Origin of the sequence: Pedobacter deserti (genome assembly GCF_024436415.1) — a bacterium.
Classification (GTDB): Bacteria; Bacteroidota; Bacteroidia; order Sphingobacteriales; family Sphingobacteriaceae; genus Pedobacter; species Pedobacter faecalis.
Window position 1 is genome coordinate 2,297,693 of record NZ_JAFMZQ010000001.1, and the last position, 24,223, is coordinate 2,321,915.

Genomic DNA, 24,223 nt, shown 5'->3' on the forward strand with positions numbered 1-24,223 from the left:
TAGAATACTGATTTTTAAACCTTATATTGTATCGCTATGTATAGAAAGAATTTTTCCCTCCTGGCCATATTGTTCATGGTCGCACAAACCCTGTCCGCCCAACTGCCACCTGTTTTTAAAGAAAGCCCGAAAGGCATGGAGGTCGACAAGCGCGCCAGGGTTTACCTGAGCCCTACACGCATCCTGTGGCAGTCGGACGCCACGGGAAAGTACGTAAAGGATGCCGGTCAGCTCCTAAAGCCCGGCAACGGTCAGGGCGAGCTGGTCAACAAAAACATGGTCACGCTGCTGAGCGATGCGCAGCATAAAGGCGGCCTGCTGCTCGACTTCGGTAAGGAGCTTCAGGGCGGCCTGCAGATCGTTACCGGCATGATGAAAAAGAATGCTCCTGTAAAGATCCGTGTTCGTTTCGGCGAATCTGCAGCTGAAGCCATGTCTGAAACGGGTAGTCCCGCTACGGCCACCAACGATCACGCCATACGTGATTTTACGATAGATGTGCCCTGGCTGGGGGCACTGGAGATCGGCAATACCGGTTACAGGTTTGTACGCATAGATCTGGTCGACCCCAACTCCGAACTCCTTCTTAAAGAGGTACGGGCCATCTTTGTGTACCGCGACATTCCTTACCTGGGTACGTTTAAGAGCAGCGACGAGCGCTTAAACAAGATATGGGAAACAGGCGCTTACACGGTGCATCTTAACATGCAGCAATATTTGTGGGACGGGATTAAGCGCGACCGCCTGGTGTGGGTAGGCGACATGCACCCGGAGGTGACCACCATCAGTAACGTGTTTGGATACAATGAAGTGGTCCCAAAGAGTCTGGATCTGATTCGCGACATTACGCCGCCCAATCAATGGATGAACGGTATCAGTGCTTACTCCATGTGGTGGGTGATCATTCACCGCGACCTGTACCGGTACAACGGTGATCTGGCTTACCTGCAGGCGCAAAAGGATTATATGGTGAAACTGCTCGACCACCTGATCACTAAAGTTGATGCCAATAACAAAGAAACGCTCGACGGCAGATTTCTGGACTGGCCTTCAAGTGAAAATCAGCCCGCCATTCATGCCGGTTTACAGGCCCTGATGGTGATGACACTCCAGGCGGGCGCGGAAATGCTGACTATCCTTAAGGATGAAAGCGCCGCCGCCAGGTACCGGTCGGTAGCCGGGCGTATGAAAACTTATGTGCCTGAAATGAATGGCTCTAAACAGGCGGCTGCTTTGCTGGCACTGGCAGATATGATTCCGAAAGAACAGGCTGCCGGTTTGATTTCTGATGGCGGGGCTAAAAACTTTTCGACATTTTACGGCTATTACATGCTGCAGGCACTCGCCAAAGCAGGGCAGTACCAGCAGGCGATGGAGATCATAAAAACCTACTGGGGCGCCATGCTCGATTTGGGTGCCACCACATTCTGGGAAGATTTCAATATGGACTGGCTGCCCAACGCCGGTCGCATCGATGAACTGGTGCCGGCCGGCAAAAAGGATATTCATGGCGACTACGGTGCCTACTGCTATGTGGGTTTCAGGCATAGTCTGGCCCACGGCTGGGCTTCGGGGCCTACCTCGTGGCTTACGGAACATGTGCTTGGTATACAGGTGCTTGAGCCGGGTTGTAAAAGCATCCGCATTGAGCCTCATCTGGGCGATCTGCAGTATGCGGAAGGTAGTTTTCCTACGCCTTATGGTGTGGTTAAGGTGAAGCATACCAGGCAGGCCGATGGCAAAGTTAAAACCCTTGCAAGCGGACCCAGGGAAGTAAAGCTCGTCATTAAAAAAATGGTATATTAGGAGGCGGCAATATTGTCCATTCTTTTGGCTGATATTGTCCATTTAACTGAAACCTGTAACCAATACCTTCGTAATAACCAAATTGCACACACAATGAAGTCAATGACCAGAAACCTATGCCTGCTCATGCTAGCGGCGGCATCCTTAACGTCCTGCAAGAGCGTCACCAACAGTCCGAAAAAGGCCAGTCACCCCGAAGCTAAACTTGGCTGGCAACTCGGCTCACAAGCCTATACTTTTAAGAACTTTACTTTTTTTGAAGCCGTCAGGAAAATCGACAGCTGCAACCTTCGTTATGTTGAGGCCTTTCCGGGGCAGACCATAGGCGGGGGCATTGCCGGAAAGATGGATCCTAAAATGGATGAGGCTACCAGAAAAGCCATCCTGGAGAAGTTGAAAACAACCAATGTTAAGCTGGTTGCTTTCGGCGTATACGGCGCTGGTAGTGAGGCAGAATGGGAGCAGGCCTTCCGTTTTTGCAAGGCTATGGGGGTGCAGACCATCACGTCAGAGCCTGATGAAAAGTTCATTCCCTTCCTGTCTAAGCTATGCGATCAGTACCAGATCAACCTGGCGATCCATAACCACCCTGACCCCTCGCACTACTGGAATCCGGATGTGGTGCTCAATGCCATTAAAGGGCAAAGCAAGCGCATCGGGGCATGTGCCGACATCGGTCACTGGGTACGTTCGGGTCTCGACCCGGTGGAGTGTTTAAAGAAACTGGACGGACATGTACTGCATTCGCACATGAAAGATCTTCATGAGAAGAGTAAAAAAGGGCATGACGTGCACTGGGGAGAAGGGATATCTAACATCCCTGGCGTAATCGCGGAATTAAAAAGACAAAACTTTAAGGGCACCATCTCTGCCGAATATGAATATAACTGGGACAGCAACAGTGCGGATGTTGCCGCCAGTGTGATCAATTTCCGGAATCTTGTAGCTCAAAAATAATTGATATCAATGACCAATATTATATGCAGAAAGCTTGCAGCAGCCTCGTTTATGCTGTTCGCTTCAACGCTTTCCTATGCACAATTGCCGGCCAAACCGGAAGATAATCGTTTCACCCGGGTGGTATTGCAGCAAAAGCTGGAGGAGCCCATGCAGTTTCAGGTGATGGCCGACGGCCGGGTGCTTTATGCGGAACGTAAAGGCAAACTTAAAATCTATACGCCGGGCACCAGCAAAATGGAGGTGATCGCAGATTTCGCGGTGAGCCGTGAGTACGTGAGCAAGACCGGCGAGCGCTCTGAAGGGGAAGATGGCCTTCAGGGTGTGATCCTGGACCCTAACTACAGCAAAAACCATTGGATCTATATTTTCTATTCACCCAAAGATGTGTCGGTAAACCGCCTGTCGCGTTTTACCTGGGCGGGGGGTAAACTGAATATGGCTACCGAGAAAAAGATGCTCGATGTAGTGGTACAGCGTGAGGAGTGCTGTCACGTAGGTGGCGGTATGCTGTTCGACAAGGATGGTAACCTTTATCTGAGTACGGGCGACAATACATTCTCGCGTTCATCAGATGGTTTTACGCCTATAGACGAACGCCCGGGTGAGAGTCCGAGAGACGCACAGAAGTCGTCGGGCAACACCAACGACCTGCGCGGAAAGATTCTGCGGATCCATCCTGAACCGGATGGCAGTTACACCATTCCGGAGGGTAACCTCTTTCCTAAAGGCATGGAAGGAACCCGTCCCGAGATCTATACGATGGGCAACAGGAACCCATGGCGGTTGTCGATAGACAGCAAAACGGGTTATCTGTACTGGGGTGAGGTTGGGCCCGATGGCTCCAACTCATCTGAATTGAGAGGCCCGATGTCGTACGACGAGTTTAATATGGCGACCAAGGCGGGTAATTATGGCTGGCCGTATTTTATCGGCAACAACCAGGCTTACCGTTATTATAATTTTGCTACGAAGGAGTCGGGCGACTGGTACGATGCGAAGCGTCCGGTGAATAATTCGCCCAACAATACGGGCTTGAAAGTGCTGCCGCCAGCGGTAGGCGCCATGGTATGGTATCCGTATGTCGGCAGTGCCGAATTCCCTGAGGTATTGAGCGGAGGCCGGAGCGCGGTTGGCGGACCCATATTCCGTAAGGCAGATTTCCCTAATGTGAAGGGGGGCTTCCCGGCTTATTATGATGGCAAATGGCTGGTGACCGACTGGGTGCGTGGCTGGATTTTGGCGATTACGCTGGACGAAAATGGTCAGTATAAATCCATGGAGCGTTTCCTTCCTAACCTTACTTTACGCGGACCAATCGATATGAAGTTTGGTCCCGATGGCAGTCTCTACGTTTTGGAATACGGCAACGGCTATTTCAAGGACAATCCCGAAGCTCAGCTTATTAAGATTGAATATAACGGGGGCAACAGGAAGCCGGTGGTACAGGTGGCGGCCAACAAAACCGCAGGCGGCCTGCCGCTGAAGGTACAGTTATCGTCGGCCGGGACAGAGGATTTTGATAAGGACCCGCTGAGCTATGAATGGAAGATCACCAGGAACGGAAAACTGATCTCGACACGGAAAGAAGAAAATCCGGAGATCAATCTGCTTAGCGCTGGGGTGTATAAAGCCACGTTGACCGTAACAGACCCATCGGGTGCTAAAAACAGTAAGTCGGTGGAAATAGCGGCGGGCAACAGCATACCGGATGTGAAGTTTAACTTTACCAAGGGCAACTCAAGCTTCTATTTCCCGGGCAATACCATCAGTTACGCCGTGAGCGTGTCTGACAAGGAAGATGGCAGTCTGGCCAATAAACGCATTCTGCCCTCACAGGTGTCTGTTTCCATCAATTACCTTACCGAGGGATATGATATGACCGTGATTGCGCAGAACCAAAGCCGTTTCGACGCCTCTGCACAGCATGCCACGGCTAAGGCGCTGATGGCTAAAAGCGATTGCGCGGCCTGTCATAATATAGACACCAAATCGCTCGGCCCGTCCTTCCGCCAGATTGCCCTGAAATACAAGGGCAGCAAGACTGCAGAACCGGCGCTGGTGAAGAAAGTCATCAATGGCGGTGCCGGGGTATGGGGCGATGCGATGATGCCCGCGCATTCATCTATGAGCACCGCGCAGGTGAGTACCATTATTAAGTACATCATGAGCCTGAGCGAGAAAGAGCAGGTGGCTAAGAACCGTCCGGTTACCGGCACGTATACTACCAATCTGCAGCCCGGTCAGACGAATAAAGGTACATTTATCTTCCGCGCGGCGTATCGCGACAAGGGCGCAAGCATGGCGGCGCCGCAGTTGGGCGAGCATGTTGTGGTGCTTCGTCACCCCCTGATGCAGGTGCAGCAGGCCGATGGATTCCGCGGGATCAACTTTAACGACGATAAATCTGTAGCCACGGTAAGCGAGAAAGGCGCCTATATTCATTTGAAGAATATAGACCTGACAGACCTCAATGCGATTGAGTTGACCGGCACCGACGACGCAGCGCCGGCTGTATTTGAAGTGAGAACGGGTAGCCCGGAAGGCACAGTGATCAGTACCGCGGCGACCGCCGATGGAAAAAAACGACGAGCGGTGTTGTCGCCACAAAAAGGGCGCAGCAACGTCTACATTGTATTTCCGGAGGGATCTGGCAAGGTAAGCAGCCTCGAAGTAAAAATTTAAGCAGCGATGAAAAAATTGCTTTATATCATTGCGTTGGGCGTGGTATGCGCTAACGTGAAGGCTCAAAAGAAGCCCTTGAGCATTTGGTTTGACAAAAGCGCAGCGATGTGGGAAGAGAGCCTGCCGCTGGGCAATGGCCGGCTGGGGATGACGCCCGATGGCGATGTATATAAAGAAAAGATCGTGCTCAACGATATCACCCTTTGGTCGGGCAGTCCGCAAGACGCTAACAATTACGATGCGCATAAAAGTCTGCCCGCCATCCGAAAGCTGATCATGGAGGGAAGGAACGATGAGGCCCAGGATCTGGTCAACAAAAATTTCGTTTGCAAAGGCCCGGGCTCAGGAGGTGCGCAGTGGGGCAAGTTCCAGACCTTGGGTGCGCTGCATATCGACTATACCTATCCCGGTTTGTCGGAAGGGGCGGTTAATTACCGCAGGGAGTTATCGCTCGACAAAGCCATTGCTACTACGCAATACCAGCTTGGCGGTTCAACTTTTAAGCGCAGCTATTTCAGCAGTTTCGACGATGATGTCAATGTGATCAGGCTCACGGCATCCAAACCGGGAGCCATCAATTGCCGCATCAGTTTGAGTCGCCCAGAGCGCTTTGCCGTAAAAACAGAAGGAAACGAACTTCAGATGTATGGTCGGCTCGACAACGGTACCGATGGCAAAGGCATGCAGTACCTGACGCGGGTACAAACCCAGCTTAAGGGCGGTAAACTGCATGTAACCAGCGATGCACTCGAGATATCGGGCGCTACAGAGGTCATCATCTTTGTATCCGCGGGTACCGACTTCCGCGGCAAGGATTTTCGGGGCCAGACGGCCGCAGATCTTGCCGCAGCCATGAAGAAACCTTATTCCCGTCAGGCGGCCAACCATGTGAGTCGCTATACCCGCCTGTTTAACCGCCTTAGCATAGATTTGGGCGAAGGTAAAAATTCGCGGATGCCCACCGACTACCGTCTGAAGCATTTTTATAACAATACTGGCGACGATCCGGCGCTGGCCGCATTATTCTTCCAGTTTGGCCGGTACCTCAGCATCAGCAGTACCCGCGTAGGCCTTTTGCCCCCAAACCTGCAAGGCCTTTGGGCGCATGAGATCAATACGCCCTGGAATGGCGACTACCATCTTGATGTAAACGTACAAATGAACCATTGGCCGGTAGAGGTCGCCAACCTTTCAGAACTTAACCTGCCGCTTGCCGATCTGGTAAAGGGATTGGTTGAGCCAGGCGAACGCACCGCCAAAGCTTATTATAATGCTGAGGGCTGGATTGCGCATGTGATCACCAACGTATGGGGCTTTACCGAGCCTGGTGAGAGCGCTTCATGGGGCGTAGCCAACGCCGGCTCGGGCTGGCTCTGCAATAATCTGTGGGAGCACTACGCATTTACGCTCGATAAGGATTACCTGAAAGACATTTACCCGATCCTTAAGGGCTCGGCGCAATATTACAACAGTGTGTTGGTGCGCGACCCGAAAACCGGCTGGCTGGTGACTTCCCCCTCGGTTTCGCCGGAAAACTCCTTCTATCTGCCCAATGGCAAAACAGCCAACGTGTCGATGGGACCAACGATAGACAACCAGATTGTCCGCGATCTGTTTACCAATGTCATTACCGCATCCAAACTGCTCAATCTGGACGCCGACTTTCGTCGCGTTCTTGAAGAGAAGCTAAAATCTGTGCCGCCGCCGGGTGTGATCAGCAAGAGCGGTCGCATCCAGGAATGGCTGGAAGATTACAAGGAAACGGATCCTCAGCATCGTCATATTTCCCACCTCTGGGGCTTGTATCCCGCTTCCCTGATTACCCCTTCGCGCACGCCTGAACTGGCGGAGGCTTCGAAAAAGACATTAGAAGTTAGGGGCGATGACGGACCGAGCTGGACCATTGCCTACAAACAACTGTTTTGGGCAAGGCTGAGGAACGGCAACCGCGCATTTAAATTGCTTAAAGAAATTTTAAAGCCAACCACACGTACGGACATCAACTATGGCGCAGGAGGAGGCGTGTACAACAATATGCTCTCGGCCGGGCCGCCTTTTCAAATCGACGGCAACTTTGGCGCCACTGCCGGAATTGCGGAGATGCTTATTCAGAGTCATGATGACTTCATTGAACTGCTTCCCGCTTTGCCCGATGCCTGGAAAGCCTACGGTTCGGTAAAAGGACTGAAGGCGAGAGGCAATTTTACGGTCGACCTGACCTGGAAGGACGGTGTGGTAACGCATTATAAAGTCACAGCTCCAAAGACGTCTAAAGTGAGGCTGAAAGTGAACGACAAGCTTATTGAAGCTCAGGTCAAAGGCCTCTGAACCTATCCTTTTATTAAATGTGGCAGGGTCGCTCGCCGTACTTGCGTCGTGCGAACCCAGCCCTGATACGTCTCAACTATCGTTTGGTTGTTGGGGAAATTATTAATTAAGTTTGTTTCATTATCCTTAACTTTATTAGGAACGAAACTCATTTGATATGCCTGTGTGCAACGCCTATACAGACCAGGAATTGGTTGCTCTGCTGAAAGATGGCGACAGGGCCGCTTACACGGAAATCTATAACCGTCACTGGAAATTCCTGTTTCAGGCTGCTTACCGGGCCAGCGGCAGGAAGGAGGATAGCTTTGACATTTGCCAGGCCGTGTTTCTCTGGATCTGGGAAAACCGCGAACACATTAAACCGGCCGTAAACCTGAAAGGATATCTGTACACCGCAGTTAAATACAAGATCGCCAACATGATCAGGAACGGTAAGTACCGGGAAAGTTTGTTTGAAGATTTAGCCTCGGTAGACCATCGGGGATATGAAGTGAACGAACTGGAGATCAAGGAACTGAAGAATTTTATTACCCAACTGATCGATGAGTTGCCTGATAAGTGCCGGGAGGTGTTTTTATTAAGCAGAAGAGAGCACCTCAGTCACAAGGAAATTGCCGAGCGGCTGGGCATTGCGGAAAAGACCGTAGACGCGCACATCAGTAAAGCGCTTCAAAAGTTGCGCGAACCACTTGGCAGGCTGGCCAGCATCTTTTTGATGATTTAACTTAGCTGTTGAACCCGGATGCCTGTGAACCAGTCGAGCAGGCTAAAGAGCAGCTGATGGTTGTGGGAGCAGTGATGAACGCCCTCAAGAAGTTCAGGGATGCGCTGCACGTAACGGGATTCGTCGATGTCGGAACTGCATTCCTGGACCATGCGCTCGACGTCTGAATGTGCTACTTCGAGGTGAAATTGCAGGCCGAGGACATTTTGGTTGAAAAGGAAAGCCTGGTTGGTGTTTGCATCTGTGTTCAGCAGGTTGCTGGAGCCCGCAGGAATTTCAAACTGGTCGCCATGCCAGTGAAATACCACAGGACGGGATTGAAAAAGCTCATAAAACCCGGAGATTTCCTTTGCAGATACTGTTGGGGCGACCGGGAACCAGCCGATTTCTTTATGAGGTGCGGTAATGACCTTTGCACCGAGACAAGCGGCGATCAGTTGCGCGCCCAGACAAATCCCAAGTACTTTTTTGCCTTCGCGGATGCAGTGGAGAATGAACTGCTTTTCCTCACTAAGCCAGGGGTAGAGGTGTTCGTCGTCGACATTCATGGGGCCGCCCATAACGACCAGAAAATCGATGTTTTCTATGTGAGGAAGTCTAGGTTCGGGCTCGTAAAAAAGCGTTGAGCTGACCTGGTGGCCCTGATGTTGAGCCCACTCGATAATGTGGCCGGGGCCTTCAAACGGAACATGCTGCAAGTAATGGATATTCATGATATATCGATGGTGTCTGCCGCAATATAATGAGGTTTATGTATATATTTGGTGGGCCAATTTTTATTTTTTTACCTTAAGTATAGTAGTCCAGTTTATGCTCAGACCCTGGGATCTTCAGATCAAAATTAATGTGGACTGTGAACGTGCGGTGTACATTCAGATTGCCGATGCGGTTATCGAGGCGATTAAGAGCGGGAAATTGCAGGCTGGAGCGCCATTGCCGGGGAGCAGGCAGCTGGCGGCCCAACTGAAACTTAATCGAAATACGATTGTGGACGCGCTGGATGTATTGCTGGCCGAGGGCTGGCTCATTTCCAAAGAACGGCGGGGTACGTTTGTTGCCGACAACCTGCCCGGTGTCTATATAGCCAAACCCGCACAGGCAGTGGCGACGGTGAAGGAGCCGGGAATAAAACCAGAGATCGTGTTTGACGACGGTGTGCCGGATACGCGGATAGCACCGATCAATGAGCTTGCGCGAGCGTACCGGCAGATCTTTAACAGGAAAGGGAAGTGGCAAATGATGGGCTATGCCGAGCGTTCCGGGGATTCGGATTTTCGGGATGCGATTGTACAGATGCTGAACTACAAGAGAGGTATGCGGCTGTTGTCCAGTGAAGTATACATTACCCGGGGCAGCCAGATGGCCATGTACCTGGCTGCGCATTGTTTGCTGAAACCCGGCGACCAGGTGGTGGTGGAGAACCCCGGCTATAAGCCCGCCTGGAAAGCGTTTGCAAGTGCAGGGGCGGAACTGCTTCCGGTTGGGGTTGATGAGGATGGCCTGGATGTGGCGGCATTTAAGCGGATACTGGAACAAAACACTAGCGTTAGGGCGGTTTATGTGACGCCGCATCATCAGTTTCCGACTACGGTAACCCTGAGTTTATCGAGGCGACTGGAGCTCATTGCCTTGTCTAACCAGTACGGTTTTACGATCATAGAGGACGATTATGACAATGAGTTTCATTTTGGTCAGCGCCCGGTATACCCGGTGAGTAGTTTCGAAAATGCCAGAAACTTCATTTATATCGGCACGATGAGCAAGATTGTGGCGCCTGCCTTGCGCCTCGGCTTCATGGCCTCGTCGGCCAGCCTTATTGAAAAGGTAGCCGAACTGCGGAAAATTATCGATGCTCAGGGTGATAATATGATGGAACAGGCCATTTTACAGTTGATTGGTGACGGGCACATAAAACGGCATCTGCGCCGGGCAACACTGATTTATAAAGAGAAAAGGGATTATTTTGAAGGGCTGATTATACAATATCTTGGCGATAAGGTAACGTTCCGGAAGCCGGATGGGGGACTTGCTTTCTGGGTGGTACCGAAAGGGGAGTTGGACCTGGACGCGATTTCAAGGCTTTTGCTGCAAAAGGGTGTGGAAATTTTGTCGCCCGACCGGTTCAGCTTTGACAAACCTGTGAATGGCATGCGTTTGGGTTATGCTTCGTTGAGTGAAAAGGAACTGGAAGAGGGGATTAAGTTGATTGCGAGCGTGTTATCATAAAGGTCTCGTCATAGAAGGCTTATCATAGAAGCCTTATCCTAAAAAAGGAAGCCCCGCCTGCCAAGGGCGGGGCGGTAAATTATCCTTTTACGTCGGCCAGGGAAGCACCGAAATTGATATGAAGTACGTTGCCATTTGGTGTTACCAGTGCCGGAACAGACTGGATACCGGCTTGTTCTGCCTCGCTGATCCGGTTTCTGTCTTCACCGATATTGACCACTTCGACGTTAGATTCACCGATCAGGTTTACGATGTCCTGCTCTGCGCTGACACATACCGGGCAGCCTGCATGATAAAAGATTGATTTGCTCATGGTGTTAATTTTTGTTTGACTGTATTGTCACTGCAAACTTAGGGAGCGGCGCCGATTGCCCTCTGATCCAGTTTTTTCATTTTTTGCGCTAAACTGGATGACTGTTTGTGTGTTTCAATATGTTAATTTTACAGCTACCAGGGTGTTTGTTTTATGCCCTGCAATTGGCGCATGTAAGTTGTCAGTTATGGTAAGTTTAAAAACGGTAATATGAATTTAAAAGGTCGGGAAGACGGGAGTTATATGCCCGTAGCCTGGGAATACCGGGAGGTTATAGAAGCTGAGATAGCGAAGGGTACTTCGGGGAAGATATTCTTTTTTTGTAAGTCGGAGGGCATTTGTGAAGACAGTGGCAAGGTGCTACGCCTGGAAGAAGTGGCGGGAAAGGGCCTGTTTGTAGCGCTTGACAATGAGCATTCGATCCGGGTTGACCGGATTATCACGCTGTTTGGGAAACCGGGCGCGGCCTACGACGAGTATTACGCCTATGGCAATTCCTGTATGGAATGCCATGGCGGTGATGAAGATTGATTTAAATGTTGTCGATGACGCTTTTAAGTTGGCTGGCTTGAATTACGCCGCTTTGCCGCCATTTGATCTGGCCGCCTTTGAAGAGGATTAGTGTGGGTACGCCCTGGATGTTGTACTGGCTGGAGACAGCAGGGTTCTTGTCGACATCGACTTTGAGAATGGTGACTTGTTCGCCAACCATACCTTTCAGCTGCTGTAGGATTGGCGCCATCATTTTACATGGGCCGCACCACTCAGCGGAAAAATCGACCAATACGGGTTTATCTGAACTGATGATTTCTTTGAACGTTGCCATACTGCAATAACAGGATTATTGGAATTTTGTTTAGCCGAGGGTTCTAGGTATTCGCTGGGTTTGTCAAGAGTTTTCTTTGCGTATTTGTTCAATTGAGGGTCTTGAAAGACCAGAGGACATTAAAACATCTGCGATGAAAGCGGTTTTTCCGTGTACGTACTGTTCGATGTCAAAAGGGTGGAGGCTGGCTAGTTGTTTTTTGAGGTTCCCGTAGGCCTCTCTTGCTTCCTGACTGCCACGCAGATGGTCTCTGAGTGCTATGTGGTTTAGAAACGCCGGGCTGTGTGGGTCGCAGATATAGAGGTTGTGTGCAACGCTGCGCTCATTTGTATCAGAAAATGCGTGGCGCCCACTGATCCCCATTTCTCCAAGATAGTAGTACCCATTTTCGTTCAGTGCTGCAATGGCCAGTTCGATGTCTGCAAGATTGAAGAGGATGATATCTATATCAATGATCGGCTTGGCTTCGAGACCTGGCACCGCAGTGCTTCCCACATGATGAATATCTTTAATGATGCCAGACAAACACTTTTGGATTTTACTGCTTAATGCCACAAACTGTTCCGGCCAATGCGGGTTATAAGGTACGACGGTAATGGGATCAGGGTTCTTCATCAGATATCATGCAAATTACGAATTTTAAAACGCTTATCTAAATTTGCAGGATGCAGGAGTTTGAAATACGGTCACTCAGCCGAAGTGATTATACAGAATTAATCGAGCTATGGGAAGCATCGGTGCGGGCGACACACCACTTTTTGACGGAGGCGGATATACAGTTTTATAGGCCATTGATACTGAACGAATATTTCGATCAGGTGGCTCTGTTCGGCGTTTCGGATCAAGAGGGTGTTTCGGGTTTCATAGGGGTAGAGAGCAACCACATACAAATGCTTTTTATACATCCTGGCGTGCGTGAGAGAGGCATCGGTCGCGCATTGGTATCGTATGCAATAGATGCGCTTAACGCGACACAGGTAGATGTTAACGAACAGAATGAGCAGGCCGTTGGCTTTTATGAACATCTCGGTTTTCGTCAGGTCGCGAGAGCAGATCATGACGCAGCTGGTAAACCTTATCCTATCCTGAGCATGCAGTTGGAAAAGCAGCCGTATGTTAAGGAAGCTGATGTCAATTAACATAATGATAATATTGCAGTAATCTTCCGATAACCTACATTTGGATGTTCTAAATAATCGTCATGGGTAAGGAAAAATCGAAACATTTGGCGAAGGATGCCAAGAAAGTTCTGAAAATTGAGATTGAGGCCAGCTTGTTTTCTGCGCTGAAAGCGAGCGCCGAAAAGTTTGTGCCTGCTTCAAAGAAAGTAGATAAAGCGATCCGTAAAGAGGTCAGGAAGCTTACTAAAGTGATCGCCAAAAATGCTTCCGTGAAGAGATCAGCGTCGGCACCAATTGAGGTCGAGCCACAAAACTTAGCCTTAGATGGGCAAGACGTTCCGGCAGCTGCTCCGAAAGCTGCAAGGAAAGTCGCGGTTGCGAAAAAGTAAGATTTTTTTGCATTAACAGTATGTTAATATTGCTGGTCTACATTAGCGACCTGAAAGGGAAGCGTAGACCAGACATCGATGACAGCAATTTCTGATAAGCAAATATTCGAAAAATATTACAGGCGTTTGTGTGATTTTGCAAGACGGCTGCTTGATGACGAAGATTTGGCTCAGGATGTTGTTCAGGATGTTTTTGTTGCTTTCATCGAAAAGCGTGGCGCGCTGGGGATTGAGCATGATGTGATCCGCAGCTATCTTTACCGCTCGGTAAAAAACGCCTGCTTAAATAAATTCCGGAAAGACAAGGTCGTTGAGCGGTTCGAGTCGGACAATGATATGCCGCTGGTCGACGAAGAACATGCGCTTGCTTCCATGATACACGCGGAAGTAACCGGAGAGATTCATGGCGCCCTCAAAAATCTGCCAGAAGGCTGCAGGCTGGTGATCCGCCTGGGGTATTTTGAGGGATTAAATAATCCGCAAATAGCGACGGAACTGAGTATCAGCGTGAATACCGTAAAAAGTCAGAAGCAGCGCGCGTTGTTCCTGCTCAGGAAAGAGTTGGTTCCGGGGGCTTAGGCAGTGGCTATTTAAAAAAAATCATTTTTGTTTCCACCCACTTTCAGGGCTTGCGTGTCTTAGTATTGAATGTAGCATTGATTCAATGAAAGAGAACGAAGCATATGATTTTTCGGGACTGATTCTCAGATATCTGAAAAGGGAACTCAGCGAAGATGAGGAACGTGCTTTTTTGGATGCGGTTTCAAAGAACCCCGTCATGAGAAAGGTATTAGAAAGCTATAAGGGGCGTGAAGAGTTGGATGACGCGCTTCGTTATCAGGAAGCTATCGATATGGATCAGGCATGGCAAAGGGTACTGTCGAAAAAAAGCATGCACGACACGCAGCCTAACACAAAAGGGGGTTTCAACTACCTGACCTTAAAGCGCTGGTTGCCCTATGCCGCCATTTTGCTGATCCTGCTCGCTGCAGGCTTTTGGCGCATTATTTATACCCACGATGAATTGCTGGTGGAAGATAAGCAATACGGCTTTGCAAACGATGTGCTTGCTGCTCCCAACAGTGCCACGCTTGTATTATCTAACGGTGATGAAGTCGCGCTTGACGCTAAAAACACTGAGGTAAAGTATGACGGTACAGCCCGCGAAACATCTGAAGGTTTTAATGAGGTGAGGGTAGCTAATACGGGTAAATTTAAGATACGCCTGTCGGACGGCAGCACCGTATGGCTGAGTTCGTCATCAAAACTCCGGTATCCTGTCGCCTTCCATGGATCTGAACGCAGAGTATCGTTAGAAGGCGAGGCCTACTTCGATATCGCTAAAGATGCGCAGAAGCCCTTCTATGTGGAAGTCGGCGGAAAAGAAATACGTGTTCTCGGTACGCAGTTTAATGTATCCGCCTATACTCCGGAAGTCCGGACTACCTTGATCGAAGGTTCCGTAAGGATCGAAGACGGCGCTGAAATTAACGTGCTCAAGCCTGGTCAGCAGGCAGTTTTTCGTGCAGGGGCCGTCTTAATTCAACCGGCCAATATTGAAAGGGAAATTGCATGGAAGAAAGGTTATTTCAGTTTTGACCGCGACCCGATGGAAAGCATTATGGAGGAGATCGCGCGCTGGTATAATGTGACGGTTGCCTATGAGGGTACGCTCAAAAATGATGTTTATACCGGAAGTGTTCCCCGTGCAGCTACTTTAGGGGGTGTTTTACAAGCACTAACGGACGTAAGCGGCTTACGTTTTACCATAGAGGGCCGGAAGGTCACCGTAATTAAACAATAGAACATGACATTTAAAAAGAAGGCGCATATGAATTAAGACAGACCAGACAAACTATACTGCCAGCCTGATAAAAAAGAAACCGAAAGTGAGGCAACACCTTCGGTCCGGCAAACGGGCTATAACTTTAATCGAACCAAATGGATAATGGTTTAATTTTTTAACCCTTTTTTACGAAAGTATGAAATATTTGATACAAGTCCAAAACCTGGATACAGGTTTTCGCGGACTTGCCTCAACCAACACAATAATATGGCCTTTAATAATAAGGATAATGAAATTGGTTGTTTTTTTTACGATGGTATTGGTCATGGGCGCCAATGCTGCTACAAGAGCCCAGCGTGTAACGATTTCGGTGAAGGAGGCCAACATCAGGGAGGTTTTCCGGGAACTGGAGAGGCAGACCGAGTATCGCTTTCTTTATAACGAACGCCTGTTTGAAGGGATGCCACCGGTTTCCCTGAAGGTTCAGAATGAAGATATCGAGACCGTGCTCACGTATCTTTTCAAAAACCGTGGTGTCATCTTCCGCAGGCGTATGGATACGATTACGCTGCGTGCAGACGAAAGCTTCGGCAAACGTAGCGGGTATACCAAACAAGACCTGACCATTATTGGTACCGTTACCGACTCTGTAGGGCCGGTTCCCGGTGTTTCCGTGGTGGTTAAGGGCCGGACATCGATAGGTACCACCACCGATCTGAACGGTAAGTATGTGCTGGAGGTGCCCAGTCGGGAGGCCGTTTTGCAATTCAGCATGGTTGGCTTCAAAACGGTGGAAGTGCCGGTAGCGACGAAATCCGTCATCGATGTGACCCTCAAAACCGACCAGAGCGGCCTGGAAGAAGTGGTGGTTGTGGGTTACGGTACGCAGAAAAAAGAATCGGTTATCGGGTCGATAACCACGATTAACCCCAAGGAATTAAAAGTGCCTTCGAGCAACCTGACCACTGCCCTGGCGGGGCGGATCGCTGGTGTGATCGCGTATCAGCGGAGCGGGGAGCCGGGGGCGGATAATGCCCAGTTCTTTATCCGCGGTGCAACGACCTTCGGTTATAGGCAGTCGCCACTCATACTCATCGACGGTATGGAGTATACGACCACCGACCTTGCCCGTTTGCAGCCCGACGACATTAAGGAATTTTCGATTTTAAAAGATGCCACGGCGAGTGCCGTTTACGGTGCAAGAGGCGCGAACGGCGTTATCCTGGTGACCACAAAATCCGGTGTTGAAGGTAAACCCAGGATCAATTTCCGCGTGGAGAATTCAGTTTCGGCGCCCACCAGGCAAATTGAACTTGCGGACCCGATCACCTATATGCGCTTAAGTAACGAGGCGGTGCTCACAAGGGATCCGCTCGGGGAAACCATCTATTCGCAAAGCCAGATCGATAACACCCTGGCAGGGACCAATCCGGTTGCTTATCCGACGGTTGACTGGCAGGAATCGCTGTTTAAAGATTATACTTTAAACCAGCGCTACAACTTTAACCTCAGCGGGGGCGGTCAGGCAATGACCTACTATGTTGCCGGAACATACAACAGGGACAACGGTGTACTGAAGGTAGACAAGCGGAATAACTTTAATACGAATGTCAACCTAGGTTCGTACAACCTGCGTTCTAACGTCAACATCAATGTGTCGAAGACCACGAAGGTCGGCATCCGGCTGAACGGTAACTTCGACGACTATACCGGTCCGTTATCGAGCGGACAAGACGTTTATAAAATGGTGATGCGCGCACCGCAAACGCGTTTTCTTCCCTTTTATCCCGATCTGCCGGAAGACAAGCGGCTTAACCATATCAAATTCGGCAACACGCTGGAAGGTAATGCCGTAAACCCCTACGCCGAGATGGTAAAGGGTTACAGGCAGTACAACAGGTCGCTCATGGTAGCCCAGGTAGAACTAAACCAGGACCTGAACCTGCTGACCGAAGGACTGTCGCTCAGTGCGATGATGAACACGAACCGTCGCGCCTTCTCGTCGGTAGGCCGACAGTATACCCCATTCTGGTACGGACTCAATTATTATGACAAGTTGGCCGACACCTATCAGTTGCTCGCTTTAAATGACGGCCCGGCCTCTTCCGGGGGCGGTACAGACTGGCTGGACTTTGTAAGGGGAGAGGAAACCGTAAACGCGGTATTTCACCTGCAAAGCGCGCTCAACTATAACCGCTCATTTGCCGACAAGCATAACGTGTCGGGTATGGGTATCCTGGTGATGCGCTCAGAAACACAGAGCAATGCGGCAACCCTGCAGCAATCGCTTCCCATCAGGAACCTGGGCATATCCGGACGGGCAACATACAATTACGACAGCCGCTACTTTTTTGAGTTTAACTTCGGTTATAACGGATCCGAGCGCTTCTCGGCCCAGAACCGTTACGGCTTTTTCCCTTCTGCTGGCCTAGCCTGGGCCATTTCGAACGAAAAGTTCTTTAAAAGCTGGAGCTCAGCGATCAGCAAACTGCGTCTGCGCGCAAACCTCGGACTGGTTGGTAACGACGCGATAGGAAGTCCGAGCGACCGCTTTTTTTACTTATCGGAAGTGAACATGAACGAGGCGGGCTATGGCTACCAGTTCGGGACCACCGGAAGCTACGGTGGTGCGGGTTACAGTATACGGCGTTATGCAAACCCTGCGATCACCTGGGAGACTTCCCGCAATACGACCTTTGGAATGGAACTTGGCCTTTGGAACAAGTTTAACCTCATCGCGGAATACTTTATGGATCACCGGTACAATATCTTAATGAACCGGGCCTCTATTCCTGCAACCATGGGACTGCAGGCTACCCAAAGGGCAAACGTAGGAGAGGTCAGATCGCGTTCGACAGATATACAGCTGGACTACTCAGATACCTTCGGAAAGGACTTCTACCTTTCGCTTCGCGGAAACTTTACTTTCTCGCAAAATCGCTATGAAGCATTTGAAGAGCCGGCTTATCCGGAGCCATGGCTGTACCGCAAAGGCAACTCCACTTCACAGCGCTGGGGCTATATTGCCGAACGCCTCTTTGTGGATGACTACGAAGTGCAGAGTTCACCCATCCAGAACTTTGGTGATTTCGAGACCAGGGGAGGTGATATCAAATACCGCGACGTCAACCGTGACGGTGTGATCAACAGCCTGGATCAGGTGGCTATAGGCTTCCCAACGGTTCCTGAGATCGTTTACGGGTTTGGTTTTTCGAGCCGATACAAGGCCGTCGATTTCTCGGCCTTTTTCCAGGGATCTGCGCGGTCATCGTTCTGGATCGACGTAAACGCAACTTCACCTTTTATAAATTACCGTTCGCCGCAGGAAGTGAGCGATGGTTTTCTTGCCGGCAAACAATTACAGAATCAGCTGCTCGATGTGTATGCCAACAGCTACTGGTCGGAAGAAAACAGAAACCTGTACGCCATCTGGCCGAGGCTTTCCGCGACCTATAACAACAACAGCAACCAAACCAGCACATGGTTTATGCGCAACGGTGCGTTTCTCCGGCTAAAAAGCGTAGAGCTGGGCTATACCTTTCCTAAACGGATGACCCAGCGTATACAGGTGCAGAACCTGCGTTTGTACGGGTCGGCAACCAACCTGTTCACCTTAAGCGGCTTTAAATACTGGGACGTGGAAATGGCAGGCGACGGGCTTGGCTACCCGGTGCAGCGCGTATTTAACCTTGGCTTACAATTAGACTTTTAATCAAACATCATATGAAAGCGATTAAATTAAGTATTGTTGTTATCGCAGCAATGATGCTTCAGGCTTGTCAGAAATATCTTGACATTATACCTGACAACGTTCCCACGATAGACTATGCTTTCCACTTAAGATCTTCAGCGGAACGCTACCTCTTTACATGCTACTCCTATTTGCCGAACAACGGTAATCCGGGCTTAAACCCGGGTTTTAATGCTGCAGACGAAGTGTGGTATTCCTTTCCGATGGATGCGACAGGCATCAACGTGTCGGTAGCCAACGTAGCCAAGGGCATGCAGAACGTCCAGAGTCCGCTGGTGAATTACTGGTCGGGCGGTAACCAGGGAAAACCTTATTTCCAGGCGATCCGCGATTGCAACACCTTTCTGGAGAACGTCGGTAACGTAGTAGACCTGGAAGAATATGAGCGGGAACGCTGGAAGGCAGAAGTACTATTTCTGAAAGCCTACTATCAGTTCTTCCTGGTGCGGATGTATGGTCCGATCCCGCTGATCAAATCCAACCTTCCGCTGGAATCCAGTCCCGAAGAAGTGAAGCTTTACAGGCAACCGCTGAATGAATGCTTCGATTATATTGTGGCTTTACTGGACGAGGCTATTGCCAATGAGAACCTGCCCGATAATATCAGCGGCGTGGAAAATACCGAAATGGGCCGCATCACCCGGGCTACCGCTTTGGCGCTCAAGGCGAAGGTTTTGGTTACCGCAGCAAGTCCGCTTTTTAACGGCGGGAACCCCGGGTTCTTTACCCTGAAGGATAACCGCGGTCGCGAATTGTTCAACACGAGTCCGGATCCGCAAAAGTGGGTTAAAGCTGCAGATGCCTGCAGAACGGCCGTTGAATTTGCCGAGGCTCAGGGCTTTGGTCTGCACGAATTTGGAGGCAGTTTTTCTTACGTGATCAACGACACCATCCGCACGCAACTGGATTTGCGTACGGCCGTGACCGAACGGGAGAACAACAGGGAGACCTTATGGGCATTTACCAACAGCCGGCTTTCGGACATTCAGAGGTATTTCATGCCGCAGATCCTTTCGGGCGACCGGGGCGTGGATAATGTGACGCCGAGAGGAACGGTTGCACCCACGCTAAAAGCCGTAAGACATTATTATACCGACAAGGGACTGCCACTCGGCTATGACAAGAACTGGGTGGGACAGTCGGACGAAGCATTGGTTACCGCAACGGCAGCCGACCGGTATTACGTGAAAAAGGGCCAGGTAACCGTAAAACTGCACTATAACCGCGAACCCCGTTTTTATGCGGCTGTAGGATTTGACCGGGGCATCTGGTTTGGGAACGCGACCAACAACTACAATGTGACCCAGGAAAATGCGACAAGCAGCGGTATGCTGTATGTGCAGGGACGTTCAGGCGAACTTTCGGCCAGATTTGGGGTGTCCGGATACTCCGTAACCAGTTACCAGGTTAAGAAGCTGGTGGATATCCGCACCGTGCAGAACCCGCAAGTGCCAGCGGCAAATATTTACGCTTACAGCTGGCCGGAGTTCCGTATGGCAGATCTCTATCTGCTCTATGCAGAAGCGCTCAATGAAGCAGGAGGTTATAGTCCGGAGGTCTCCAAATGGGTAAACAAGGTCCGCACCCGCGCCGGTATCCCCTCGGTTGAAGATTCCTGGGACAATTACTCAACGCAGCCAGGATTTTATAACAACAAAGAAAATATGCGGACGATTATCCACGAGGAACGAACCAATGAGCTGGCTTTTGAGGGACACCGGTACTGGGACCTGAAGCGATGGCTCACCGCCCATACGCGGGATAACCTGAACGGCCCGGTTCACGGATGGGATATAGAGCAAAAGGATCCGGAATCTTTTTACCGTCCGGTGCTGCTCTTTAACCAGCGTTTTGCCATGCGCGATTATTTCTCGCCGATCCAGCTCTCCGAGTTACAGATCAATACGAACCTCGTCCAGAATCCCGGATGGTAGTTATCCATGCATTTAATCCGATAAAATTATGAAAATAAAATATTTAGCTAAGCTGCTCATTTTATTGTCCGTGCTTGCTACAGGTAGTTTTTCCTGCTCTGAAGACCGGTTTGAGCCGATAGAAGATGACGGATCAGTGCCCGGCCCGGTACACGACGTCAGCGTCAAGAACATTGCCGGGGGTGCACAGATCACCTATGCTTTGCCAGACAATAAGAATCTGCTGTACATTAAAGCGGTATACCATCTGAAACAGGGCGAGGTCGAATCTAAAGCCTCCTACCTGACCAATCAGATCGTTTTGGAGGGTTTCGGTGACGAGGCCGAGCGGGAAGTTATCCTCTACGCCGTGAGCCGCTCAGAGAAACTTTCTGCACCGGTTAAGGTTAAGATCAAGCCGCTGCGCGCACCGGTGTTTACCGTTTTCAATTCCCTGGCATTAAGCGAGACCTTCGGTGGTATTGTGGTGAACTTTGAAAATCCCACGGCAGTGAGCGGAAGCGTGAACAGCAATATGGTTGTGGGAACACTGCGCTGGGACGAGGAACTGAAAGAGTGGGTTCAGATCGATACCTATTACAGCGGCCTTACCAAAGATCAGTTTGCCGTGCGCGGACTCGAATCTAAGCCCTACAAATTTGGGGTGTTCATTAAAGACCGCTGGGACAATCACTCAGACACCCTGGAAACCGAACTGACTCCAATCTACGAAGAGGAGCTCGACAAGAAGCGCTGGCGTGATATACGTACCCGTTTTGCCATACCTCAAGTGGGCGCGCTGCCAATATCGGGAAACCGGATGCTGGAAGGCGTCGACTATTCCGGTGCCTACCCGATCACCAATATGTGGGACGGCAACGTCGGAAACTTCTTTCACACCAAATCGGGTTTTGAACTGCCTATCTGGATACCATTTGACCTGGGGGTTTCCGTTAAGCTAAGCCGTTACAAAATCTGGCAGCGCACCGTGGCCGGAGGATATTTCTCGCATGGCAATCCGCACGAATGGGAGATATGGGGTACGAACACGCCGGAAGACCCGAACAGCTGGGTGCAGATCGCTCATGAAATTATGGTAAAGCCTTCCGGATTGCCGGTGGGCCAGAACTCTGCCGACGACCGCAGCATCGCCGCCGCCGGACAAGAGTATAATTTCAATATTGACGCCCCGGCAGTCCGTTACCTGGCCTGGAAACATATCGATAACTGGGCATCCATACGGGGAGAATTTGGATTTCTGCACATGAATGAACTCACCATTTGGGGGCAACCCGGAAACTAAAAATGAAATAATCTTATGAAAATAAAATCATTGAAATTCCCGATGTTTTTCCTGTTCGCGCTGGTTACCGTCATCGCGGCCTCCTGCGAAAAAATGGAAGAGACTTATAATGGATACCTGAAGGAGGGCGAAATCATCTATCCCGGAAAAGCCGATTCCCTGATGGCATTTCCCGGCAACGGAAGGATCGGGCTGCAATGGCTGATCGTGTCTGATCCGAAGGTGGAGAAAGCTATCGTTTACTGGAACAATCACGCAGATTCCGTGGTTGTGCCGATCCGTAAAACTTCCCAGGTAGATGTCATTAAAGTAACCCTGCCAGACATGGAAGAGGGCTTATATACCTTTGATGTGTACACCTACGACAAGTCAGGAAACCGCTCCGTTGGAAGCCAGGTGATAGGCGAGGTGTTCGGCGAGTCGTACCAGAGAACCATCAGCAACCGCTTGATCCGGAGTGTGTCATGGCTCAATTTACCCCAGCAGGGCAGCGTTCCGGCATTCAGAGGCGCCGAGATCAGCTGGTATGGTGTGAATGCACAGGCGATATTTATCGACATTACATATACCCGGGAAGACGGCACGACCGGCACACACCGCGAGGAACCGGTCCGTGTGAGCGGTCGGCCCCCACTGTTCAGGGAAACGACCCGACTGCCGAATGCCAGGCCGAACTCCAGGATAAGCTACAAAACAGCATTTGTTCCTGATCCGCTGGCTATCGACACATTTTATACGGAGCTGAAACATTATAACTGACCTCATGAAGAGCATATCCAGATTATTTGCCCTTGGCATACTTTTACTATGCCAGTTTTGTCATGAAGCCCTGGGCCAATCGCGCCCTCCGGCGCCAATCCAGGTCCTGGTATCGCCCGATAAGGCCGACTGGAGCTACAAGATCGGCGAAGAGGCCAGTTTCAGGGTAACCGTACTCCGGCACCAGGTGGCCATGGAAAATATTAAAGTCACCTACGCTATTGGTCCCGAGAAAATGGTCCCCACACGTAAAGGCGAAGTTGTATTGAAGGGCGGAAACGCGGTGATAGGAAAGGGTAAAATGACCACCCCAGGTTTCCTCCGCTGCGACGTCCGTGTGAGCGTTGACGGCGCAGTATACCGGGGCATCGCAACGGCAGCTTACCAGCCCGAAGACATCAGGCCGACACAATCCCTGCCGGCCGATTTTCGGGAATTCTGGGAAAAAGCCAAGGCCGATGCAAGGACGGTCCCTTTAAACCCTGTGATGACCCTGTTGCCCGACCGCTGCACCGACAAAACCAATGTTTACGAACTGAGCTTTCAGAATGACATTGCCGGTTCGAGGATCTACGGCATCCTGTGTGTGCCCAGGGCCAAAGGCAAATATCCAGCCTTGCTGCAGGTTCCCGGCGCTGGCATCAGGCCATATCCAGGTCTGACAGCACTGGCCGACAGCGGCATGATTACCCTTCAGATCGGGATTCACGGCATATCCGTTACCCATCCACCTGCGCTATACGCAGACCTGGGCAGGGGCGGAATGAGAGACTACTTTTACGTGAACCTGGATGATCGGGACAGGTACTATTACAAGCGTGTTTACCTGGGCTGTGTACGGGCAGTAGATTATCTCGCTTCCATGGCCGAATTTGACGGAAGCAATCTCGGCGTATGGGGCGGAAGCCAGGGTGGAGCACTTGCTATTGTGACAGCGGCGCTCGACAAGCGGGTTAAATTCCTCGCTTCGCAGTATCCCGCACTCTGCGACCTCACGGGCTACCTGCATGGCCGCGCAGGAGGCTGGCCGCATCTTTTTACGGGCAATAACCTCAACTTCTTAAACAAGGAGGACAAGGTGAAAACGTCCGCCTATTATGATGTCGTCAATTTTGCCAGAGATATAGAGATTCCCGGCTTATACGCCTGGGGCTACAATGATGAAACCGTTCCCCCAACGTCTTATTACTCGGCCTACAATGTCATTAAAGCCCCGAAAGACCTGAGGCTTGTACAGGAAACCGGCCATTGGACATACCCGGAACAAATCAATGAAATCAACGAATGGCTGATCAATAAGCTGTTCGGTAACCAGAAAGAAAAGAAAGCAAACTAA

20 protein-coding genes are annotated in these 24,223 nt (G+C 50.5%); 16 read left to right on the plus strand and 4 right to left on the minus strand.

Annotation, left to right across the window (positions count from 1 at the left end):
- Nucleotides 1-36 precede the first annotated feature (36 nt).
- The 5 genes from J3P40_RS10445 (at nucleotide 37) to J3P40_RS10465 (ending at nucleotide 8,500) form a co-directional block, all read left to right on the plus strand.
- Nucleotides 37-1,806 (plus strand): alpha-L-rhamnosidase-related protein, encoded by a 1,770-nt coding sequence (locus tag J3P40_RS10445; protein ID WP_256005251.1) that lies wholly within the window; start codon nucleotides 37-39, stop codon nucleotides 1,804-1,806.
- A 102-nt stretch (nucleotides 1,807-1,908) separates the two neighbouring features.
- Entirely contained in the window at nucleotides 1,909-2,763 is an 855-nt protein-coding gene (locus J3P40_RS10450) for a sugar phosphate isomerase/epimerase family protein (protein ID WP_256005254.1), read from the plus strand.
- Between the two features lie 9 nt (nucleotides 2,764-2,772).
- Entirely contained in the window at nucleotides 2,773-5,448 is a 2,676-nt protein-coding gene (locus J3P40_RS10455; RefSeq protein ID WP_256005257.1) for a PQQ-dependent sugar dehydrogenase, read from the plus strand.
- A 6-nt stretch (nucleotides 5,449-5,454) separates the two neighbouring features.
- On the plus strand, nucleotides 5,455-7,776 hold the full coding sequence (locus J3P40_RS10460; RefSeq protein ID WP_256005258.1) for a glycoside hydrolase family 95 protein: 2,322 nt from the start codon (nucleotides 5,455-5,457) through the stop codon (nucleotides 7,774-7,776).
- 157 nt (nucleotides 7,777-7,933) lie between these two features.
- Nucleotides 7,934-8,500, plus strand: coding sequence for an RNA polymerase sigma factor (locus J3P40_RS10465; RefSeq protein WP_256005260.1), 567 nt, complete (start codon nucleotides 7,934-7,936; stop codon nucleotides 8,498-8,500).
- Here the strand turns inward: J3P40_RS10465 and J3P40_RS10470 are convergent.
- Nucleotides 8,497-9,213, minus strand: coding sequence for a type 1 glutamine amidotransferase (locus tag J3P40_RS10470; protein WP_256005262.1), 717 nt, complete (start codon nucleotides 9,211-9,213; stop codon nucleotides 8,497-8,499). The genes J3P40_RS10465 and J3P40_RS10470 overlap by 4 nt on opposite strands.
- A 97-nt stretch (nucleotides 9,214-9,310) precedes the next feature.
- Between J3P40_RS10470 and pdxR the strand changes: the two genes are divergently transcribed.
- Complete coding sequence (pdxR, locus tag J3P40_RS10475; protein WP_256005264.1) at nucleotides 9,311-10,726, plus strand: MocR-like pyridoxine biosynthesis transcription factor PdxR; 1,416 nt, start codon at nucleotides 9,311-9,313, stop codon at nucleotides 10,724-10,726.
- 79 nt (nucleotides 10,727-10,805) lie between these two features.
- Here pdxR and J3P40_RS10480 read toward each other — a convergent pair whose 3' ends face one another.
- Nucleotides 10,806-11,039 carry a thioredoxin domain-containing protein gene (locus J3P40_RS10480; RefSeq protein WP_256005266.1) on the minus strand — a complete coding sequence of 78 codons (234 nt, stop codon included), beginning with the start codon at nucleotides 11,037-11,039 and terminating at the stop codon, nucleotides 10,806-10,808.
- 210 nt (nucleotides 11,040-11,249) lie between these two features.
- Between J3P40_RS10480 and J3P40_RS10485 the strand changes: the two genes are divergently transcribed.
- Entirely contained in the window at nucleotides 11,250-11,570 is a 321-nt protein-coding gene (locus tag J3P40_RS10485; RefSeq protein ID WP_256005268.1) for a hypothetical protein, read from the plus strand.
- A 1-nt stretch (nucleotide 11,571) separates the two neighbouring features.
- Here the strand turns inward: J3P40_RS10485 and trxA are convergent, their stop codons facing one another.
- Together trxA and J3P40_RS10495 are read right to left on the minus strand one after the other, a co-directional pair.
- Nucleotides 11,572-11,865, minus strand: coding sequence for a thioredoxin (gene trxA / locus J3P40_RS10490; protein WP_256005271.1), 294 nt, complete (start codon nucleotides 11,863-11,865; stop codon nucleotides 11,572-11,574).
- A 63-nt stretch (nucleotides 11,866-11,928) separates the two neighbouring features.
- Nucleotides 11,929-12,480 (minus strand): GrpB family protein, encoded by a 552-nt coding sequence (locus tag J3P40_RS10495; RefSeq protein WP_256005273.1) that lies wholly within the window; start codon nucleotides 12,478-12,480, stop codon nucleotides 11,929-11,931.
- Nucleotides 12,481-12,530: 50 nt separating this feature from the next.
- On the opposite strand from J3P40_RS10495, the gene J3P40_RS10500 reads away from it, so the two are divergent.
- From J3P40_RS10500 to J3P40_RS10540, 9 genes are all read left to right on the plus strand, one after another.
- On the plus strand, nucleotides 12,531-13,004 hold the full coding sequence (locus J3P40_RS10500; protein ID WP_256005276.1) for a GNAT family N-acetyltransferase: 474 nt from the start codon (nucleotides 12,531-12,533) through the stop codon (nucleotides 13,002-13,004).
- 62 nt (nucleotides 13,005-13,066) lie between these two features.
- The gene (locus J3P40_RS10505) at nucleotides 13,067-13,375 is read left to right on the plus strand and encodes a hypothetical protein (protein ID WP_256005278.1); all 309 of its coding nucleotides are present in this window, start codon (nucleotides 13,067-13,069) and stop codon (nucleotides 13,373-13,375) included.
- Nucleotides 13,376-13,453: 78 nt separating this feature from the next.
- Entirely contained in the window at nucleotides 13,454-13,954 is a 501-nt protein-coding gene (locus J3P40_RS10510) for an RNA polymerase sigma-70 factor (protein WP_256005280.1), read from the plus strand.
- 85 nt (nucleotides 13,955-14,039) lie between these two features.
- A complete protein-coding gene (locus tag J3P40_RS10515) occupies nucleotides 14,040-15,179 on the plus strand; it encodes a FecR family protein (protein WP_256005283.1) in 1,140 nt (379 codons plus the stop codon).
- Between the two features lie 271 nt (nucleotides 15,180-15,450).
- Nucleotides 15,451-18,873 (plus strand): TonB-dependent receptor, encoded by a 3,423-nt coding sequence (locus J3P40_RS10520; RefSeq protein WP_256005286.1) that lies wholly within the window; start codon nucleotides 15,451-15,453, stop codon nucleotides 18,871-18,873.
- Nucleotides 18,874-18,884: 11 nt separating this feature from the next.
- Nucleotides 18,885-20,846 carry a RagB/SusD family nutrient uptake outer membrane protein gene (locus J3P40_RS10525; RefSeq protein ID WP_256005289.1) on the plus strand — a complete coding sequence of 654 codons (1,962 nt, stop codon included), beginning with the start codon at nucleotides 18,885-18,887 and terminating at the stop codon, nucleotides 20,844-20,846.
- Nucleotides 20,847-20,874: 28 nt separating this feature from the next.
- Nucleotides 20,875-22,128, plus strand: coding sequence for a DUF5000 domain-containing lipoprotein (locus J3P40_RS10530; RefSeq protein ID WP_256005292.1), 1,254 nt, complete (start codon nucleotides 20,875-20,877; stop codon nucleotides 22,126-22,128).
- 15 nt (nucleotides 22,129-22,143) lie between these two features.
- Nucleotides 22,144-22,887: a DUF4998 domain-containing protein gene (locus J3P40_RS10535; RefSeq protein ID WP_256005294.1), complete on the plus strand. Its 744-nt coding sequence runs from the start codon at nucleotides 22,144-22,146 to the stop codon at nucleotides 22,885-22,887.
- Nucleotides 22,888-22,891: 4 nt separating this feature from the next.
- A complete protein-coding gene (locus tag J3P40_RS10540; RefSeq protein ID WP_256005297.1) occupies nucleotides 22,892-24,223 on the plus strand; it encodes an acetylxylan esterase in 1,332 nt (443 codons plus the stop codon).